Origin of the sequence: Qipengyuania xiamenensis (assembly GCF_019711495.1) — a bacterium.
Lineage (GTDB): Bacteria > Pseudomonadota > Alphaproteobacteria > Sphingomonadales > Sphingomonadaceae > Qipengyuania > Qipengyuania xiamenensis.
This window is the reverse complement of record NZ_JAIGNM010000001.1, coordinates 1,339,128-1,354,306: the sequence shown is the minus strand read 5'-3', so window position 1 is coordinate 1,354,306 and position 15,179 is coordinate 1,339,128. Positions and strand designations below refer to the sequence as shown.

The following is a 15,179-nucleotide window of genomic DNA, read 5'->3' as shown; positions in this document are numbered from 1 at the left end:
CAATGATCCAGTCGTTCCGAGTTATCGCCGTAAAGACTTGGATCTAGTTGTTCATTTCTGCCGAAGCGTGATGCCGAAAATCAGCGTTGGGGATGGCAACCCACATTTGGTCGGGCGCAGCCTTTTGCGACTGAAGAGCGCGCTTCGAATGCACTGCCAGTCTCTCAAGCTACCTATTTCGATAGTCATTTGTTGCCAAAGGGGTCTCTTTGTGTTGTTTTGTTTATGAATTTCTCGGCAAAGCGGGGGGCACGGCATTGGCGGTTGGCGAGGATCTGGAGGGGATGGCCAAGTTGCTCGAAAGCAGCGGCCGTTACCGCATTCTTCGTCGACTCCCGCCGGACCTCGGGGTCGGATCGGCTGGTGTCGGGGGGCAATTCCTCGGTCTAATTCTCGACACGGAAACTACCGGTCTAGACATTCAGCTTGATGATGTGATCGAGCTGGGAATGATCAAATTCGCTTTCTCTTCCGAGGGACAAATCGGGCCGGTGGTAGAGAGCTTTGAAGCTCTCCAAGAGCCCCGGGCCGCCCTAGACGACAAGGTAGAGCAATTGACGGGTCTTTCGCGTGAAATGCTTGAAGGTCATTCGATCGATCCCGAAGCTGTCGCACGTTTTGTTGACGGAGTGTCTCTTGTCATTGCTCACAACGCTGCTTTTGACCGGCCTTTTGCAGAGCGCATTTGCCCCAGCTTTGCAAAGTTGCCTTGGGCTTGCTCCGCCACGGAAATAGATTGGCAGGCTGAAGGCGTTGGAAGTTACAAGCTGGAGTACTTGCTCAACCATTTCGGATATTTCAACGATGCACACCGGGCGATCGCAGATTGTGAATCGCTCCTCTTTATTCTTACAAGAGAGCATTCTCTTGGTGAATCTTCGTTATTTTCAGCACTCCTCGATGCTGTGCGACGATCCGTAACACGAATATATGCAGAAGGCGCGCCCTACGAAATGCGGTATGCTCTTAAGCGGCGAGGTTATCGATGGAATGATGGACAAGACGGATACCCACGTGCGTGGTGGCGCGATGTGGATCCGGAATTGGCTGAGGATGAGTTGACCTTCCTAAGCCATCATAAATGTCGAGACCAGGCAGCCGTCTACCGGATGAGTGCGCGTGAGCGCTTCCGGCTCAAGGCAACAACATGAAAGGCGCCGGAGGACGACAATTAGACTGGTCGGCAGCACGTGCGGTCCCCATTTTGACCGCGGCTCGTAGATTGAATGCGCAACTTTCAGCTAAGCGACTGCAGCGTTGTCCATTTGTCGACCACCGCGATGGAAATCCATCCTTCTCTCTCGATACAGGCAAGAACTTATTCAATTGCTTTGGCTGTGGGCGCGGTGGCTCAGTCATTGAATTTGTCGCAGCATATCGAGGCGTCGAAAAGATCGATGCCTGCCGTTGGCTGCTACGCCTGCCTGAGAGAGATGTCCCGCCTCGTTTGCCCTCCAATCGCGCACCCATCAAACCTCAGCGCCCCTCCAAAATTACGGATGCAGAAATCTATGCAGCGTTTCTTAGCCAATCGCCGCTAGAGAAATCAGGCGCCGCATATCTGGCTCGGCGTTGCATTTCTATTCGCACCGCAGCAACTTTTGGAGTTGGGCAGGTGGGTGATCCAAAGAAAACCTTGAACCATCTTTTGGAGCAATTTGGTGTCTCACGTATCAGACGATCGGGTTTGACCAATCAAGCGGACTATCTTTGCTTCCCGCCTCAAGCGCTCATCTTCGCTCACTTTAGCAAAGGGGTTCCACTGTTCCTCCAGTCGAGACGTATCGATCCAGGTACGCCTAGGTGGATGGGGCTCAATGGAATCGGGAAGATTCCATTCAACCTCGATGCCATAGAATCAGCATCGGAGATTTATCTAGTAGAGGGTGCGATCGATGTCCTTTCTGCGCACGAACTGGGTCGCGTAGCCTTAGGCTTGCCGGGAGCCTTCACCAGTCTGTCATCCGAGCTCTGTAAGCGCCTGAGCGATAAGACTATCTATCTATTGCCCGATGATGATGAGGCTGGTGCGCAAATGGCTGAGCGGACACGAAATGTATTACTCAATCATGGCGTCCAAGTGCATATTCAGAAACTAAGTACAGGCAGCGACCTCAACGAATACCTCATTGCACATCGGTCAAAAGATGCGTAATTATCGCGAGCTAATAACCAGCCCAGAAAATCTTTCTTGGGCGTGGCGCAAAGCGCGGCGACTCTATATCGATTCCGATGGCTTCATCGACTACGGTGAGATTTCTGCTTTTGAGTTAGATATCGATAGCCAACTCAAAGCCATCAGCGCCGATCTCTCGAGTGGTGAATATCGTCTCGCCAATCTCGTCCACCTCCCACAACCGAAGAAGCCGGACGATGATGGGCCGCGCATGCGGCAATACTTTCACGTAAAGGTTCGTGATCAAGTAGCATGGCTTGCCGTTGCGAATGTCATTGGTCCAACCCTCGACTCTAAAATGCCAAATTGGAGTTATGGTAATCGACTTTATAAGGCCGCTTGGTGGGAAGACGATGATGGCTCAGAGAAGCTAGAGATTGGGCCTTACAGAGATTCGACAGGGCGTCTCTACCGAAAGTTTCAACACAGTTGGCCGCTGTTTCGTCGCCAATTGTCGCTTACTGCTCGCTTGATGGTTGACGGCCTTGGCGATCCAGAGCTGCTCGAAGATTCAGAAAAGCAAGCCTTCAGCTACTCCGAGCGACCGCGATATTTGGATCCAGACTACTGGCCTGAGGCACAAAGCAAAGCGATCTACTATGCCTCGCTCGATTTGGAGCGATTCTACCCTTCCATAAGAACTGACGCCATACTGAAAGTATTCAGCAGCCACTTGGACGGATTTGATGAGGATCCCTGGCTAAAGAATCTACTCTCCAACATGCTAGATTTTTCTATAGCGAAGAATGGAAGCTGCCGCTTGGAAGATCCCCTCGTGCAACCGGTCACTGAAGCTGGTTCATTCCCGCACCTTCCAACGGGTCTCATGGTCGCTGGCTTTCTCGCTAATGTGTTGATGTTGCCAATTGACGATGAAATTGAGCGCAAGCTTTTGACAAATCGAAATGTCGCCCATTTCAGGTTCGTTGATGATCATGCAATCATTGCAACAGGCTTTGACGAGTTGATCGATTGGATCAAAGCCTATGACAATTTGTTGAAGCAGTATGACGTTGGCGCGAAAATTTCCGAGACTAAATACGATCCACCTCGTATTTTCGATGTTGTTACCGGAACCGCAAACAAGGAAGTAGAGTCGCAGGTTCGCTCGGAGGCAGAGCTTGATGGAAGCCAGCCCGCGGCGCTCCTGACCAAGACTTTGGCGTTGGTATCTGAACTGGCTAACGCCGATTTCGACATACTACCTGAGCAATCGCGTATGCAACGCCTCGGCGAGCTTGAATGGCTCTTGCTCGCGGGCATACCTGAGGATGAAATACGAGCTGATACGCGCGCAGCATTCGCTGCGGGAAGGATTGCGCAGCTAGTACCAATCGCGTTCAATCCATCACCAGAACTGGTTCAAGCTTGGCGGGCCTATAGGCGGCTTCGATCTATCGAAGAGGATCAAAGATCGCCTGACCACTCCGAGGAGTTAGAGGGTGCCAGGCGGTCGCTTAGGGAAAGGTCGAATGCTGATTACAAGCGCTACCGCAAGTTGACTGCCCACTATTTCAAGCTTTTGGAACGCGCCTTTACAGAACACCCTAATCGCGCCCGGCTATTATTGCGGATCTTCCGCTATTGCAGGGTTACTGGGCATGGCGGAGTTGCCACCACGCTAAGCTGGATCGTGAAGCAGTCCGAAAGTGATCATTTCCCTACTGCCCAGTATCTATCCAGCTTTTCGCTTCAGGCTCTGGCAGTGAATGTCGCTGCAGCAGCTCACGCTCTCACTAATGAACACCTATTGTATCGTGAGCGCTTGGCTGCGAGGTGGTTTTTGCTGTCGGTGTCCAGCTCCAAATCAATTACATCAATCAATGCGATCCTTTTACAAGACCGCGAGCGACATTGTTGCGATGAGAGCGCCATTTCAGCGCTGAGGGCTGCGATCGCACTGGCAAAGGCAGTAACATCGCGAGAACCACGATTCTCCGCAATCAATAGGCGTGTCTCTGCATTGGCAGAAGCAATCGACGCTCCGAGTCTTGCATCTAACTCCTCAACTTGGACTGAGAAAACAGGTCGATCCATTGGCGTGTGGGTTCATTTTCTCGAGATGTTCGGCCGTTCTGATGAGGCCTCTTTCGCATGGCGTGTTTCTGCGCAGGCTCATGATCCATTGCATCTCTTGGATTGGATGAACTTGCGAAAACATCCAGAGGAGCTGCCACCTCAGGCTTCGGAGTTCCTTTCCGAGACTCCTCCACGCAAACTCAATACCCGAGATGCCGGCTGGTTGCTTGATCATCGCCGATCGCCTGACTTCGTTCGTTCGCTGGTTCTCGAGGACAGCGAGGCGGGGCAAGCTATTAAGCGTTACGAAGACGAACTTTCAAAATTGGAAGGTTATCTCTCACTTATTGAATGGACGGCTGCTCTCGAAGATCTGTCGCGATCTGATCCTCGCGTGAGTGAGTGGACCGCTCTCGAAATTATGCGATTGTTGCTAGATAAGACGACTAGCTTTGGAGATGGTAGCATCGCTGATCTAGATGAGCTCCATCCAAGCAACATTCTGCTCCCTTCCGCTTGGCTTCAGCTCCCGCCTCAAGAAGAAGCTGGGTTGGTAGGCCAATGGACTTGGACGGCATGGCATTCGTTCGCGCGGAGGGCGCAGATCGAGATCGTGACAAACAAGATCGAGGATTATCGCCGCCAACCGCTTTTTGGCACGGACCTTAGCCCTGTCGAGCGGTGGACATATCAGTTGCGGGGCTGCGGTTTGCTGTTGCTCGGGCTGATTACTCGAGACTTTTCATTGCCTGCGTATTGGAATGTGCCTGGTCTGGAGCGGGACATCACGAGTTTTGTGAGGCATTGCCTCGAAGAATCCATCATCTCCTCGCGATCTCAGAGTATCATCGAGGCCGCTACATTGCCCAGAAGCGTCGAAACCCGAATGATTCAGAACGCGCCATGGGCATTCTTTGGGAACCGGGCAAGCGACATAATCAACGATACGCGCAGCGATCCTCCATTGCTCAGGGATATCGCCGCTTTGAAAGACGCGATTGTTGAGGCACAGCAGGTTCTAGAGCGAAATCAGCTAACTGTCCTCAACCATGCTCCTCGACAACTCGTGCCGATGAATATCATCCAGCTAAGCAAAAATGCTGTTGAAATTCCGGAAATAGAAGCATGAGTCTCAATTCATATCAGAGCACGCTGCGCGTGGGCATCATTCAGACAACCATTGAGAATACGGCGGCTTGGACGACTTCCGTCAATATGACGCGCTATGAGGAAGAGAGGGTCATTTCCGAAATTCAGCAGCATGTCGCTTCATTGGCTTTAGAAACACCGCGCCCGCACATTATCCTGCTTCCCGAATTGTCGGTCCCATTAGGCTTTCTAACTCGGTTGCGGCGGATCTCTGCGCAAACGAATGCCATCATTATTGCCGGTATGGACTTTCAAATTGCCCCCGGGCGGCCTGCCGCAAACGTTCTCAATCGCGCTGCGGTAATTGTCCCCAATGGGTGGGGACGCCGGGACAGATCTACAAGAACTACCGTACGCTATGTAGGAAAGACCTATCCAGCATGGCGCGAAGAACAGTTTCTTTCGGGGCTCGGTTACGAGTTTCAAAGAGTCCCCGAGGTCTGGGTCTTTGATGCTGGCGACTTCGGACGCTTTGCTGTCGCGATCTGCTACGATTTCCTCGATCTCGAAAGAGTTGCGATGTACCGCCTGCGAATACAGAACCTTTTTGTCCTCGCTTACAATCCCGACCTTTCTTCCTTCGAGCATGCAGCGGAGGCGTTGGCGCGCATGATCTACTGCAACATCGTTGTCTGCAACACAGGGCATTTCGGGGGCTCGACCGTGTTGTCTCCTTATCATCGCCCTGAAAAACGGGTTCTTTACCGCCATCAAGGTAACGGGCTCTCTACAAGCCAAGCGATTAACCTACCGATCGCCTCACTTATCGAGGCGCAATCAGGCGGTGACAAAGGCGAGTTTAAGAGCCTTCCTCCAGGGGCCGAACCGAAACCAGAATTGAAGCAGTTCGAAGTAAACCTTGGGATGGGTTCTTAGCATTGGCAAAATAGTTCCGTGCTGAACATTTGGCATTTTGGTGATTAGTTCAGGTCTGATTTTTACTAAATATATATTGGTTAGTTAATGAATGGAGGGCGTGTGCCGGGGCCGCAAGTCGAAAAGTTAGTGGATGCAATACTGAAGCAGCTCCCGGGGGTGGGGGACCTTGACCTAGCAGTCGCAGCCGTCGTCGAAAGCTTCGAAGCATTCTTCCCGGATTTCGCGGCCTCACACGCAAGTGAAATCGATGAAGCAAGGGCGATCGTCGAGAAGGAATTCGCCGATGTCGAAATCCTCCACAGACATTCCGTCATACGCAAACGCGAGCGATGGTATTTCGGTCCCCGACCGGGAGATCTTCACTGGCCCGCACTGAAAACGTTCATGCTTTCGAAGGGGTGGGCCGAAGCGGACATTGAGGGGATCGATGAGGCATCGAACGAAATTGTCTCCTTGCTCGAGAATCCAAAGAACTCCGAAAAACAACAATTTGCATGCAGAGGCCTTGTTGTCGGCCACGTGCAATCAGGCAAGACAGCAAACATGACGGCGGTTATCGCCAAGGCGCTCGACGCCGGCTACGACACGGTAATCCTGCTGGCCGGACTGACAAACAAGCTCCGCTATCAGACGCAGCTGCGGATGTTCAATGACCTGGTGAAGCGAAACGAGCTGCACTGGAATGTGCGAACCCCCAATGATGAGGCGATCGATTTCAGAGCTCCTCCTCAAGGCGGCTTCTTGTCGAACGTGGGCAAGGCGCAGATCGCAGTGGTGAAGAAGAACGTTTCTCCGCTCAAGCAGTTGAAGATTGCGGTACGGGGCACGAACGCTCAGGCACTGCGTCGGCTCAGAGTTCTCGTGATCGATGACGAATGCGACCAGGCAAGCGTCAACGCGGGGCGTGGCGAATATGACGTCACTGCCATCAATGCGCATATTCGCGAGTTTCTCGGAATGATCCCGGCCGTCTCCTATGTCGGCTATACGGCAACCCCCTTCGCCAATGTGCTCATTGATCCGTTCCGGAAGGACATGCGCGGCAAGGATGAGCTCGACGACCTCTATCCCCGCGACTTCATCACTGCGCTTCCCGCATCGCCGAATTATTTCGGTACCGAAAAGCTATTCGGACGTGTTCCGGACGATCCCGACAACATTCTGCCGGAAGAAGAAGGCTTGGACATGATCAGGGATGTCCCGCCGGAAGACGAGCAGCAGATGCAACCGGTGAGCATGGCGGAGAGGGAAACATTCGAACCGGAGGTCGCCGAAACGCTTCAGCGAGCCATCCTCTATTTTCTCGGATGCTGTGCAGCAAGACGTGCTCGCGGCGACGCGAACAAGCACATGACGATGCTTGTGCACACTTCCGCGTACGTGGTCGCACACGACCGAGTCGCTGCCTGCATGAAGGAATGGGTCGATTCCATTCGCGAGGCAGTAATGGACCCGGCTTCAGAAACAGGGCAGCGGCTCGCCGCGATCTGGGATGAAGAAAAAGGGCGTCTGCCTCGGGAAATCACGGAGGCAAGATCAATTCCCTCAGACGAGCTCTTCGATCATATCGGGGGCGTGCTGGAAGATCTCGAATTTCCGATCGAGAACGGAACGAGCGACAATCGCATCGACTATGAGAAGCCTGCCCGGACCTACATCGTCACGGGTGGATCCATTTTGGCAAGGGGCCTCACACTCGAGGGCCTGATGGTCAGCTACTTCCTCAGAAGCGCAAAGCAATACGACACGCTCCTGCAGATGGGGCGCTGGTTCGGCTATCGGCCGAACTACGAGGACCTTCCTCGCATCTGGATGCCGGAAGACCTGAAATTGAGTTTCAGGAACCTTGCGAGGGTCGAGATGGAAATCCGTGAGGACATCGAGCGCTATCACCTCGAGAACAAGGACCCAATGGATATTGCCGTTCGTATTCGGGCGATTCCCGGAATGGCAATCACGGGTGCAACCAAGATGCGCGCCGCGAGGACATGTGCGATCAGCTACTGGGGCACCCATCGCCAGACTTACCGTTTCCATTATCGGGACGCGGACGAACTTGTCGGGAATTGGGAAGCAGGTGGGGACTTGCTCAAGGCCGCTTCGCAAGGTGGTTTTCGAAGCGAAGACTGGAAGGCGCCGGTCTGGAAAAGCGTGCCTCGCGAACTGGTCGTCGAGTTTCTCCAAAGATACAGGTTTCACCCTGACCATGGCGACCTGCGTCGAGATGTCCTCCTCCCCTTTATAAATCAATCCGATGACCGGCTTCGTGACTGGAACATCGCAGTCGTTGAATCGGGCAAGGGGAAGGTTTCTGAACAGGCCCTTGGGCCTTTAGAAACTGTGCAAATGGTAAACCGCGCGAGGCTCAAGGACACCGGGCCAACAGCCGACATCAAGGCGCTTATGTCCAAGCGTGATGTCTGGATCGATTGCGAAGGCAAACCGCCAGGTGGACAAAGCTGGGACCAGCTGAAGGATCTCCGCCAACGCGATATCGGACAAAAGCCGCTTCTTCTTCTCTATCCAATCGACAGGGTGTCCCCATACACGGGACGAGGTGATGATCGAGTTTCACTCGGTGCAGCGGTCGACGTGCTCGGCGTCGGGATCGTCTTTCCGGGAAGCATCACCGAAGGAGCGCACTTCGTCTCTGTCGAACTGCCTACGCTTTCGCCCGAAGACCTCGCAAGGATGGAGGCCGAGGAAGCCGAAGACGTTGCAATGTCCGAGGCACAGGAATCGGCCTTGGCGGATGGAGCTGGTGAGCAATGAAGGAAACCGATGACCGGCGTTCCGCCACGGACGGCTGGACCATACTTCGTGCAGGCGCAGACGACAGCGGCGGTCTGGGTATTCCGACGAAGCTCTCGGGTATCGACGCGCCCGACGGTCCTATCCGCCTGGCATTGGGGGCCAAGGGCGAGCCTCGCCTCCTCATGCCGCTCGGCAAGAGAGAGAAACCCTCGCTGGTGACAGGCGCGCCCGCACTCGATGTCCGAGTATCGGAATACAGCGATCGAGGGCGCGCGACGAGATTTCTGGATCTCAGCTGCCTGGCCCAGGAACTCGAGACTGTCTTCGGCGAAGTGGCCGAGCAAATCCTTCTCAGGGTCCAAGGTGGCATGCCCTGCGTGGAGGCGGCAAGGTCCACTATCGAAGAATTCAGGTCACTCCTGATAAGATCACCCGAAGCGGTGGTATCGAGAGGGAAGATCGCCGGTCTGGTAGGCGAGCTGCTTGTGCTGAAGCGCCTGCTGGACCGCTCCCCCGAAGCATGGCGATCCTGGAACGGGCCAGCGAGTGACCGTCACGACTTCTCGAAGGAAGCGAATGCTCTCGAGGTCAAGGTCACGACGAAGAAGGGAAAAACAGAGATAACGGTCAACGGCCTCGAACAGCTGAGCGAACCAGCCGGTGGGCATCTTTACCTGCAGCATTTCGAGCTCGAAGCTGCAGCCACCGGAATGCTCTCGGTGTCCAGTCTGGGGCGCGCGGTTCTCGCGTCCGCAAGCCAGCCGGGCAAGATCAGAGAGTTGCTGGCAGCGATCGGATGCAATGACGTAGACGACGAGGACTGGAATGCAGCCGCCTTCAGGCTCGAACGAGAATCTCTCTACGAAGTCCGCGAGGGCTTTCCGCGTGTCGTGCCCTCACTGTTCGCCGGAGGGTCCGCACCGGCGGGGGTTTCAGGTTTGACCTATGTCACGGATCTGGCCGTCGCCGCACATTTCCTTCTCCCGCCCGAAAATACCGGAGCGATAGAGGAGCTGTTCCTTCCGTGATCAGATTGACCCTTCATTCGGAGCCCTACGGCACCACGGGAAACATAGGCGAAAATTTCCTGCGTCTGCTGGGTTCTCCTTCTCTCAGCAAACTGCAGACCGTTATCCGAGAGGCGGTGCAAAACATCGCTGACGCGGCCAAACTTGGTCGAGGACCGGAAATCGAAATCAGGGTGCGCAAGCTGAGCGCGGCCCAGCTGTCTTGCTTCCGGGACGAGCTTCTCGCGGAGTTGCCGGAGGAAAGGACTTCCCGAGCCAATCTGCGACGTTTCCTCGATGCGCGCGAGCCCGTTGTCCTCGAGATCTGCGACTTCGGTACTTCCGGGCTGGGCGGACCGACGAGGGCCGACAGGATCCCGGTGGGTACCGAGCGGACCGATTTCATAAATTTCCTCAGGAACATCGGTACGCCGCGAGACACGGATCATGGGGGCGGGACATACGGATTCGGAAAGTCGGCACTCTATGCCGTTAGCCGATGCAGTACGATCTTCGTGGATACGCTTGTCGGTCACGGCGACGAGAGAGAGCGCCGTCTTATCGGCTGCCATGTCGGTGCCCGTTTCGAGCTCGCGGAAGACGGCATGAAGCGACAGTTCACGGGGCGTCACTGGTGGGGTGTACCCGATGCCGGAGACGGGATCGCGGATCCGGCACGGGGAGAGGACGCGGCCGAGCTGGCAGCGATGATCGGACTCCCCGAGCGGCCGGAGGGCCGATCGGGCACCTCCATAATGATCCTGGATTTCGAGACCGAAGACGAGGACCTGCACACCATAGGAAGCCGGATCGTCGAAGGCCTTCTCTGGAGTTTCTGGCCCCGGATGATGCGTGATGCTCCCGTACAGAAGAAATTCAGCTGCAGGGTCTTCGTCGGAGATGCAGAACTGCCCATGCCGGCGCCCGAAGAATTTGCGCCACTGGACCTCTACTGCAAGGCCATGCGCGCAGCGCGATCAGCCAGCGGGAACGACGTTCGTCCGATCGCCTGCGGAAAGCCGATAAAACACCTCGGGCAACTCGCCATCGAGAAGGGCCTTAGGGGTGAGCGGAGGCCGCTGGTGGCGGAGGACAGTCTCTTTCCGCAAGTTTCGCACCACATTGCATTGATGCGACCCGTCGAGCTCGTGGTGAAGTACCTCAAGGGAGCTCCTCATCCGGACGAGCGCCTGGAATGGGCTGGTGTCTTTATCGCCGACAACGATGACGAGGTGGAGCGCGCATTCGCCTTCTCGGAACCTCCGGCGCACGATGACTGGGTGCCCAAAAACATGGAAAAAGGCCGTCAGCAGACATTCGTGAATGTCGCGCTGAAGCGCCTCGAGCAACATGCGCACGAGATGGGTGAACAAGGTCTGGGACGGCCGACCGCCAGTTCGGATGCACCTCCGCTCGCCCGGGCCGCAGGCAAACTCGGCGCAGCACTGTCGGGCGTCACGGGAGACGGCGCCGGTGAAGCTCGAGGCGGCGGGGGAGGCGGCGGCGGATCCGCAAGAAAGGCCCGAGCGACACGTCCCCTGTTCGAGCGGCTCACGAAAGAGAACGGGCAGACTCTCGCTGTGTTCTCGACGGAGCTTCGACAGGATGCTGCGCGCAGCGGCGTGCGGCTGCTGGCCGAGGCTGCAGTGGCAATGGACGGAAACGGCGCGGGCAAACTCGATGCCTCGATCGAGCCACCCCTGGTCGTGCGCATGAGGAGCGATGACGGCCAGCTCGTCAGCGACACAGGTGTCATTGCCGTCGATGGGACCGACGGTCGCTTCGAAATCTATGTCAGGGTGCCCGCGGATTGCGCCGTTATCGTCGATGCGCGACTCGAGAGCGGAGAGGCTGCATGAGTTCGCGCATCGCTTTCCCGTTCCGTACTCTCGGATCGTCCGCTGTGGAGGCTTCGCCCTGGTCAGTTGCCTTGGGTGACGGAGAGCTTCACGAAGCGGGAGACTTTGTCAGTGATTGGGATTACGCGACGCCGCTCAGGTTGAGCCGAAGGCTGAAGATCAGGCCCGACATCGCGGCCGCGGATCTGGAGATCGAAGCGGGGAGCCTCGAGCTCGCAGTCTCGCTGAGGCTCGGTACGGGGCAAGGAAGGATGCCCAGGTTCATTATCCGCCGGGAGTGGTTTCCGCTGGATAGCGCGCGTCCGGAACTGGAGCTGGACTTCTGGGTCGACGGAAATCTGCTGTCGAATGTGCTCGACCTGCAGACACAGATTGTCCTCGGGGCAAATCTGACATCGGCAGGCGAACTATCGCCGCTGCGCCAAGGAGATCGCCTGTGGCGGGACATCAAACGCGTCAGGCTGGAAGGCGAAGAGCCGCGCTTCCCGATAGAGGTGGCTGACCTGCGCTCGCTTCTAGGCGATACCGCCGCTGCTGACTCCCCATGGTATCTTCACTGGTCCCCGCGCGACTGGGCCCGCGACTTCCACGGGTCGATCAGGCTCTATCTCAATGGGCGGGACAAGGATCTGGTTGCGCGCGTGGAAAACGGCGATCCGGAGACGCTTCGTTCCCTGATGGCCGATGTAATGGGGCAGGTCTGCGAATGTCTCGTTCGTGACGATGATGCGCAGTCGATCCTCGAAACGTGCGAAACGGGATCGCTCGGTTCCCAGGCGTCCTTCTGGCTGGGCCTCGCGTTCCCCGGGTTGGGCGTCGATCATGCGAGGTCCCTCCTGGAAAACCGCCCTGGTGTGTTCAGGGCATCCTTCCAGGCCGTCGCGGTGCAGCAGGGAGAATTCGCAGAATGATACTTCTTCCCAGACTGCCGGGGCCGATCGCCGATCGCATGCTCGAACATATGCTGGGTCAAGACGAGCTCAGCTGGTCGGGCTTCTCGCCTGAAGTACTTCCGGAAGGGGTGCGATACGCGGCGACAGGCGGATCAACCGCCTCGGCTTCGCTCCTTCGAGCAATTCGTCAGGACATGCTGGACCTTGCCTCCGGATTCGGCTTCGGCGCCCCGGACCTGAAGAACGATCATGCCGCGTTCGATGCTGCCTTGGCGGGTCTGTTAGCCGATCGGGAAGAGTTCGCGTCAGGCGAGGGCCTGCGGGACGATGTTTGGTGTTTCATGGCCGTGATCCTCGCGCCTGACATCGTGCATTGGAGGTTCGGGAAATCGCGTGAAAGGTATCTCGGAGGCGTTCGCAACGCGTTTCAACGCCTGTGGATGCGCGCCAAAGTTCTGGACCGTGGATCCGGACGAGAAGATCGCTGGGCTCTCCTCGATCATCTCTCGGAAGACGCATTGGTTCAGATCACCGAACGCCCGAGTATCGGGGCCGATCCGGTGCTGGCGCGCGAACTTGCCGAAGGATGGGTGCGTTCCTCCGAGCGGATCGGCAAGAACAGAATGGAACCGGTCATGCGTCTCGCGACGCTGCGGCTCAGAATCAGAAACGAAATTCAATCCCTCTCGGATCTGCCTCGCGATCGGCTGGCCGGTCTGATCGATGAGTTCTTCGAGAAGGCCTCTCCGCCGGCCAAGGCCGAAAACGGTCATCCGATGCGTCAGCCAACAAGTTCCGCGAATTCTGCCGAGGAGGAGCTCGATCCATCCGGCGAGCCATCCAAGATCCGCAAGAGCAGCTGGGCAATCTGGCGCGCAAGGTAGGGCGGTACGGCATTGCCGACCTGTACATATTGCTGCGTCCTGTTTCCGAGGAAGTAGTAATCGTCGGGGAAGGTCTGCAGTCGAGCCGCTTCGCGAACGGTGAGACTCCGGCATTGCAGGGGATCGGGGTGGATGAAGTAGTGACCATCCTTCGATATGTGGCTCGTGATGGTCGTCGAAGGCTTTCCGGAGAGTTGCACCCGAAAGCGATCGGAGAAGATTCCCCTTTCCCAGCTGCGGTGATCCGGAGCGAGACTCTCGGGCCAGTCAGGCTTGCGAGCATTCCTCCCGCTCGCCTGGCCGAATGCGGCGATGAAGAGGTAGCGCTTGAGATCCGACGCCATGTGGCCCCGCGTGGAATGCTGAGCGAGAGCAATCAGCTCTTCGTTTTCGACCCACTGGCGAAGCGGATGATTGGATTGTCCGTAGTTCGAAGGAAGACGTCGTTCCTCCCGCCGGGAAGGTGACTTCCTGTCGATCTGATCGGCTATGCGCCCGAAAGTTCTGGCGAGTGCGCTGCTTTTTCCGCTCGCGTGAACGTCGCGCAGTGCTCTTGCCGCCTCCGCGACTACGGATTTCCATGTCGAGGCGCTGTCCTGCGTTCTGCTGAGCCCGCTCCGGAGGCCGGGCAAATCACCGATCATCTCGCCAACCGTCATTTCGTCGCCGAAAGGCAAGTCGAAGGCTGCTTGCTCCGCTCGAGCAGCAAGGTCTTTCCGAATGCCTATCACGATGACGCGTTCGCGGCTTTGCGGGACCCCGAAGTTGTTCGCCTTGACGATGAAATCGTAGGGAGAATCGATTTCGTGCAGCCGGATCCTTCCCTTTTCGAGCCTCAATGCGCGGAGCTCGTATAGCCCCGAGCCTGCGCCACCCAGGGAAGTCAGCTCGTCCATGATCTCCTCGAAGATCAATCTCGAGCCGACCTTCGAGGAGAGCACGCCCTTGACGTTCTCGAGGACAAAGGCAGCCGGTCTCAGGCGATCGAGGACACGGATATATTCCCGGAACAGAAAGTTTCGATTGTCGTCCTCCGGACGGTAGTCGCGGATGCCGCGCGTGCGCGACCGACCGACCAGCGAGTATGCCTGGCAAGGCGGCCCCCCGATCAGGATGGTGTCGGCGTGTTGCGTTGCGGTTCGATCGATACCGGCATTCAGCAATTCTGCTGCTTCGGCGGTTCCGAGTTCGAGGCAGCGCGCTTCCGTCGTCGCGTGCTCCCACGAGGCCCGGTCGACACCGCTCCAGTCCGGCTCTTCCCGGAGGCCTGCGTGAAACTCGATGTATTCGTCGGGGAGCTCGCCGTGTTTGCGGACATACTCGCGAATGAAGGCCCGCAGCGTCAGCGTACGGTGGGCCGACTTTTCCTTTTCCACGGAGAGTCCGATGACGAAAGGACGATGTCCGTTCTTGTTCAGGGACGCGAATCCTTCCCCGAGGCCGCCCGGCCCGGCAAAGAGATCGATGACTCCGAAGGTTGTAGGCAAAGGGCTCGCTCCGTATTTCACAGTCAGCACCATACCAGGTCGGGGCAAGCATTCCAGGCTGCAAATGACGGA

10 protein-coding genes are annotated in these 15,179 nt (G+C 56.6%); 9 read left to right on the top strand and 1 reads right to left on the bottom strand.

The window, feature by feature from the left end; all coding sequences use genetic code 11:
- Positions 1–209 precede the first annotated feature (209 nt).
- The 9 genes from K3165_RS06880 (at position 210) to K3165_RS06840 (ending at position 13,620) form a co-directional block, all read left to right on the top strand.
- Positions 210–1,151: a 3'-5' exonuclease gene (locus K3165_RS06880; RefSeq protein WP_345720606.1), complete on the top strand. Its 942-nt coding sequence runs from the start codon at positions 210–212 to the stop codon at positions 1,149–1,151.
- Positions 1,148–2,155 (top strand): toprim domain-containing protein, encoded by a 1,008-nt coding sequence (locus K3165_RS06875; RefSeq protein WP_221548014.1) that lies wholly within the window; start codon positions 1,148–1,150, stop codon positions 2,153–2,155. Before K3165_RS06880 ends, K3165_RS06875 begins: the two co-directional genes overlap by 4 nt.
- Positions 2,130–5,324 (top strand): RNA-directed DNA polymerase, encoded by a 3,195-nt coding sequence (locus tag K3165_RS06870; RefSeq protein WP_221548013.1) that lies wholly within the window; start codon positions 2,130–2,132, stop codon positions 5,322–5,324. Before K3165_RS06875 ends, K3165_RS06870 begins: the two co-directional genes overlap by 26 nt.
- Positions 5,321–6,220 carry a carbon-nitrogen hydrolase family protein gene (locus K3165_RS06865; protein ID WP_221548012.1) on the top strand — a complete coding sequence of 300 codons (900 nt, stop codon included), beginning with the start codon at positions 5,321–5,323 and terminating at the stop codon, positions 6,218–6,220. The genes K3165_RS06870 and K3165_RS06865 overlap by 4 nt, the downstream gene beginning before the upstream one ends.
- A gap of 129 nt (positions 6,221–6,349) precedes the next feature.
- The gene (locus tag K3165_RS14170) at positions 6,350–8,995 is read left to right on the top strand and encodes a Z1 domain-containing protein (RefSeq protein WP_221548011.1); all 2,646 of its coding nucleotides are present in this window, start codon (positions 6,350–6,352) and stop codon (positions 8,993–8,995) included.
- Positions 8,992–10,005, top strand: coding sequence for a PD-(D/E)XK motif protein (locus K3165_RS06855; RefSeq protein WP_221548010.1), 1,014 nt, complete (start codon positions 8,992–8,994; stop codon positions 10,003–10,005). The genes K3165_RS14170 and K3165_RS06855 overlap by 4 nt, the downstream gene beginning before the upstream one ends.
- Positions 10,002–11,843, top strand: coding sequence for a hypothetical protein (locus K3165_RS06850; RefSeq protein WP_221548009.1), 1,842 nt, complete (start codon positions 10,002–10,004; stop codon positions 11,841–11,843). The genes K3165_RS06855 and K3165_RS06850 overlap by 4 nt, the downstream gene beginning before the upstream one ends.
- Entirely contained in the window at positions 11,840–12,754 is a 915-nt protein-coding gene (locus K3165_RS06845; protein WP_221548008.1) for a hypothetical protein, read from the top strand. The genes K3165_RS06850 and K3165_RS06845 overlap by 4 nt, the downstream gene beginning before the upstream one ends.
- Positions 12,751–13,620: a DUF6339 family protein gene (locus tag K3165_RS06840; RefSeq protein WP_221548007.1), complete on the top strand. Its 870-nt coding sequence runs from the start codon at positions 12,751–12,753 to the stop codon at positions 13,618–13,620. Before K3165_RS06845 ends, K3165_RS06840 begins: the two co-directional genes overlap by 4 nt.
- On the opposite strand, the gene K3165_RS06835 is transcribed toward K3165_RS06840, so the two are convergent.
- Complete coding sequence (locus tag K3165_RS06835; protein WP_221548006.1) at positions 13,518–15,140, bottom strand: DNA cytosine methyltransferase; 1,623 nt, start codon at positions 15,138–15,140, stop codon at positions 13,518–13,520. The genes K3165_RS06840 and K3165_RS06835 overlap by 103 nt on opposite strands.
- Between the last annotated feature and the right edge of the window lie 39 nt (positions 15,141–15,179).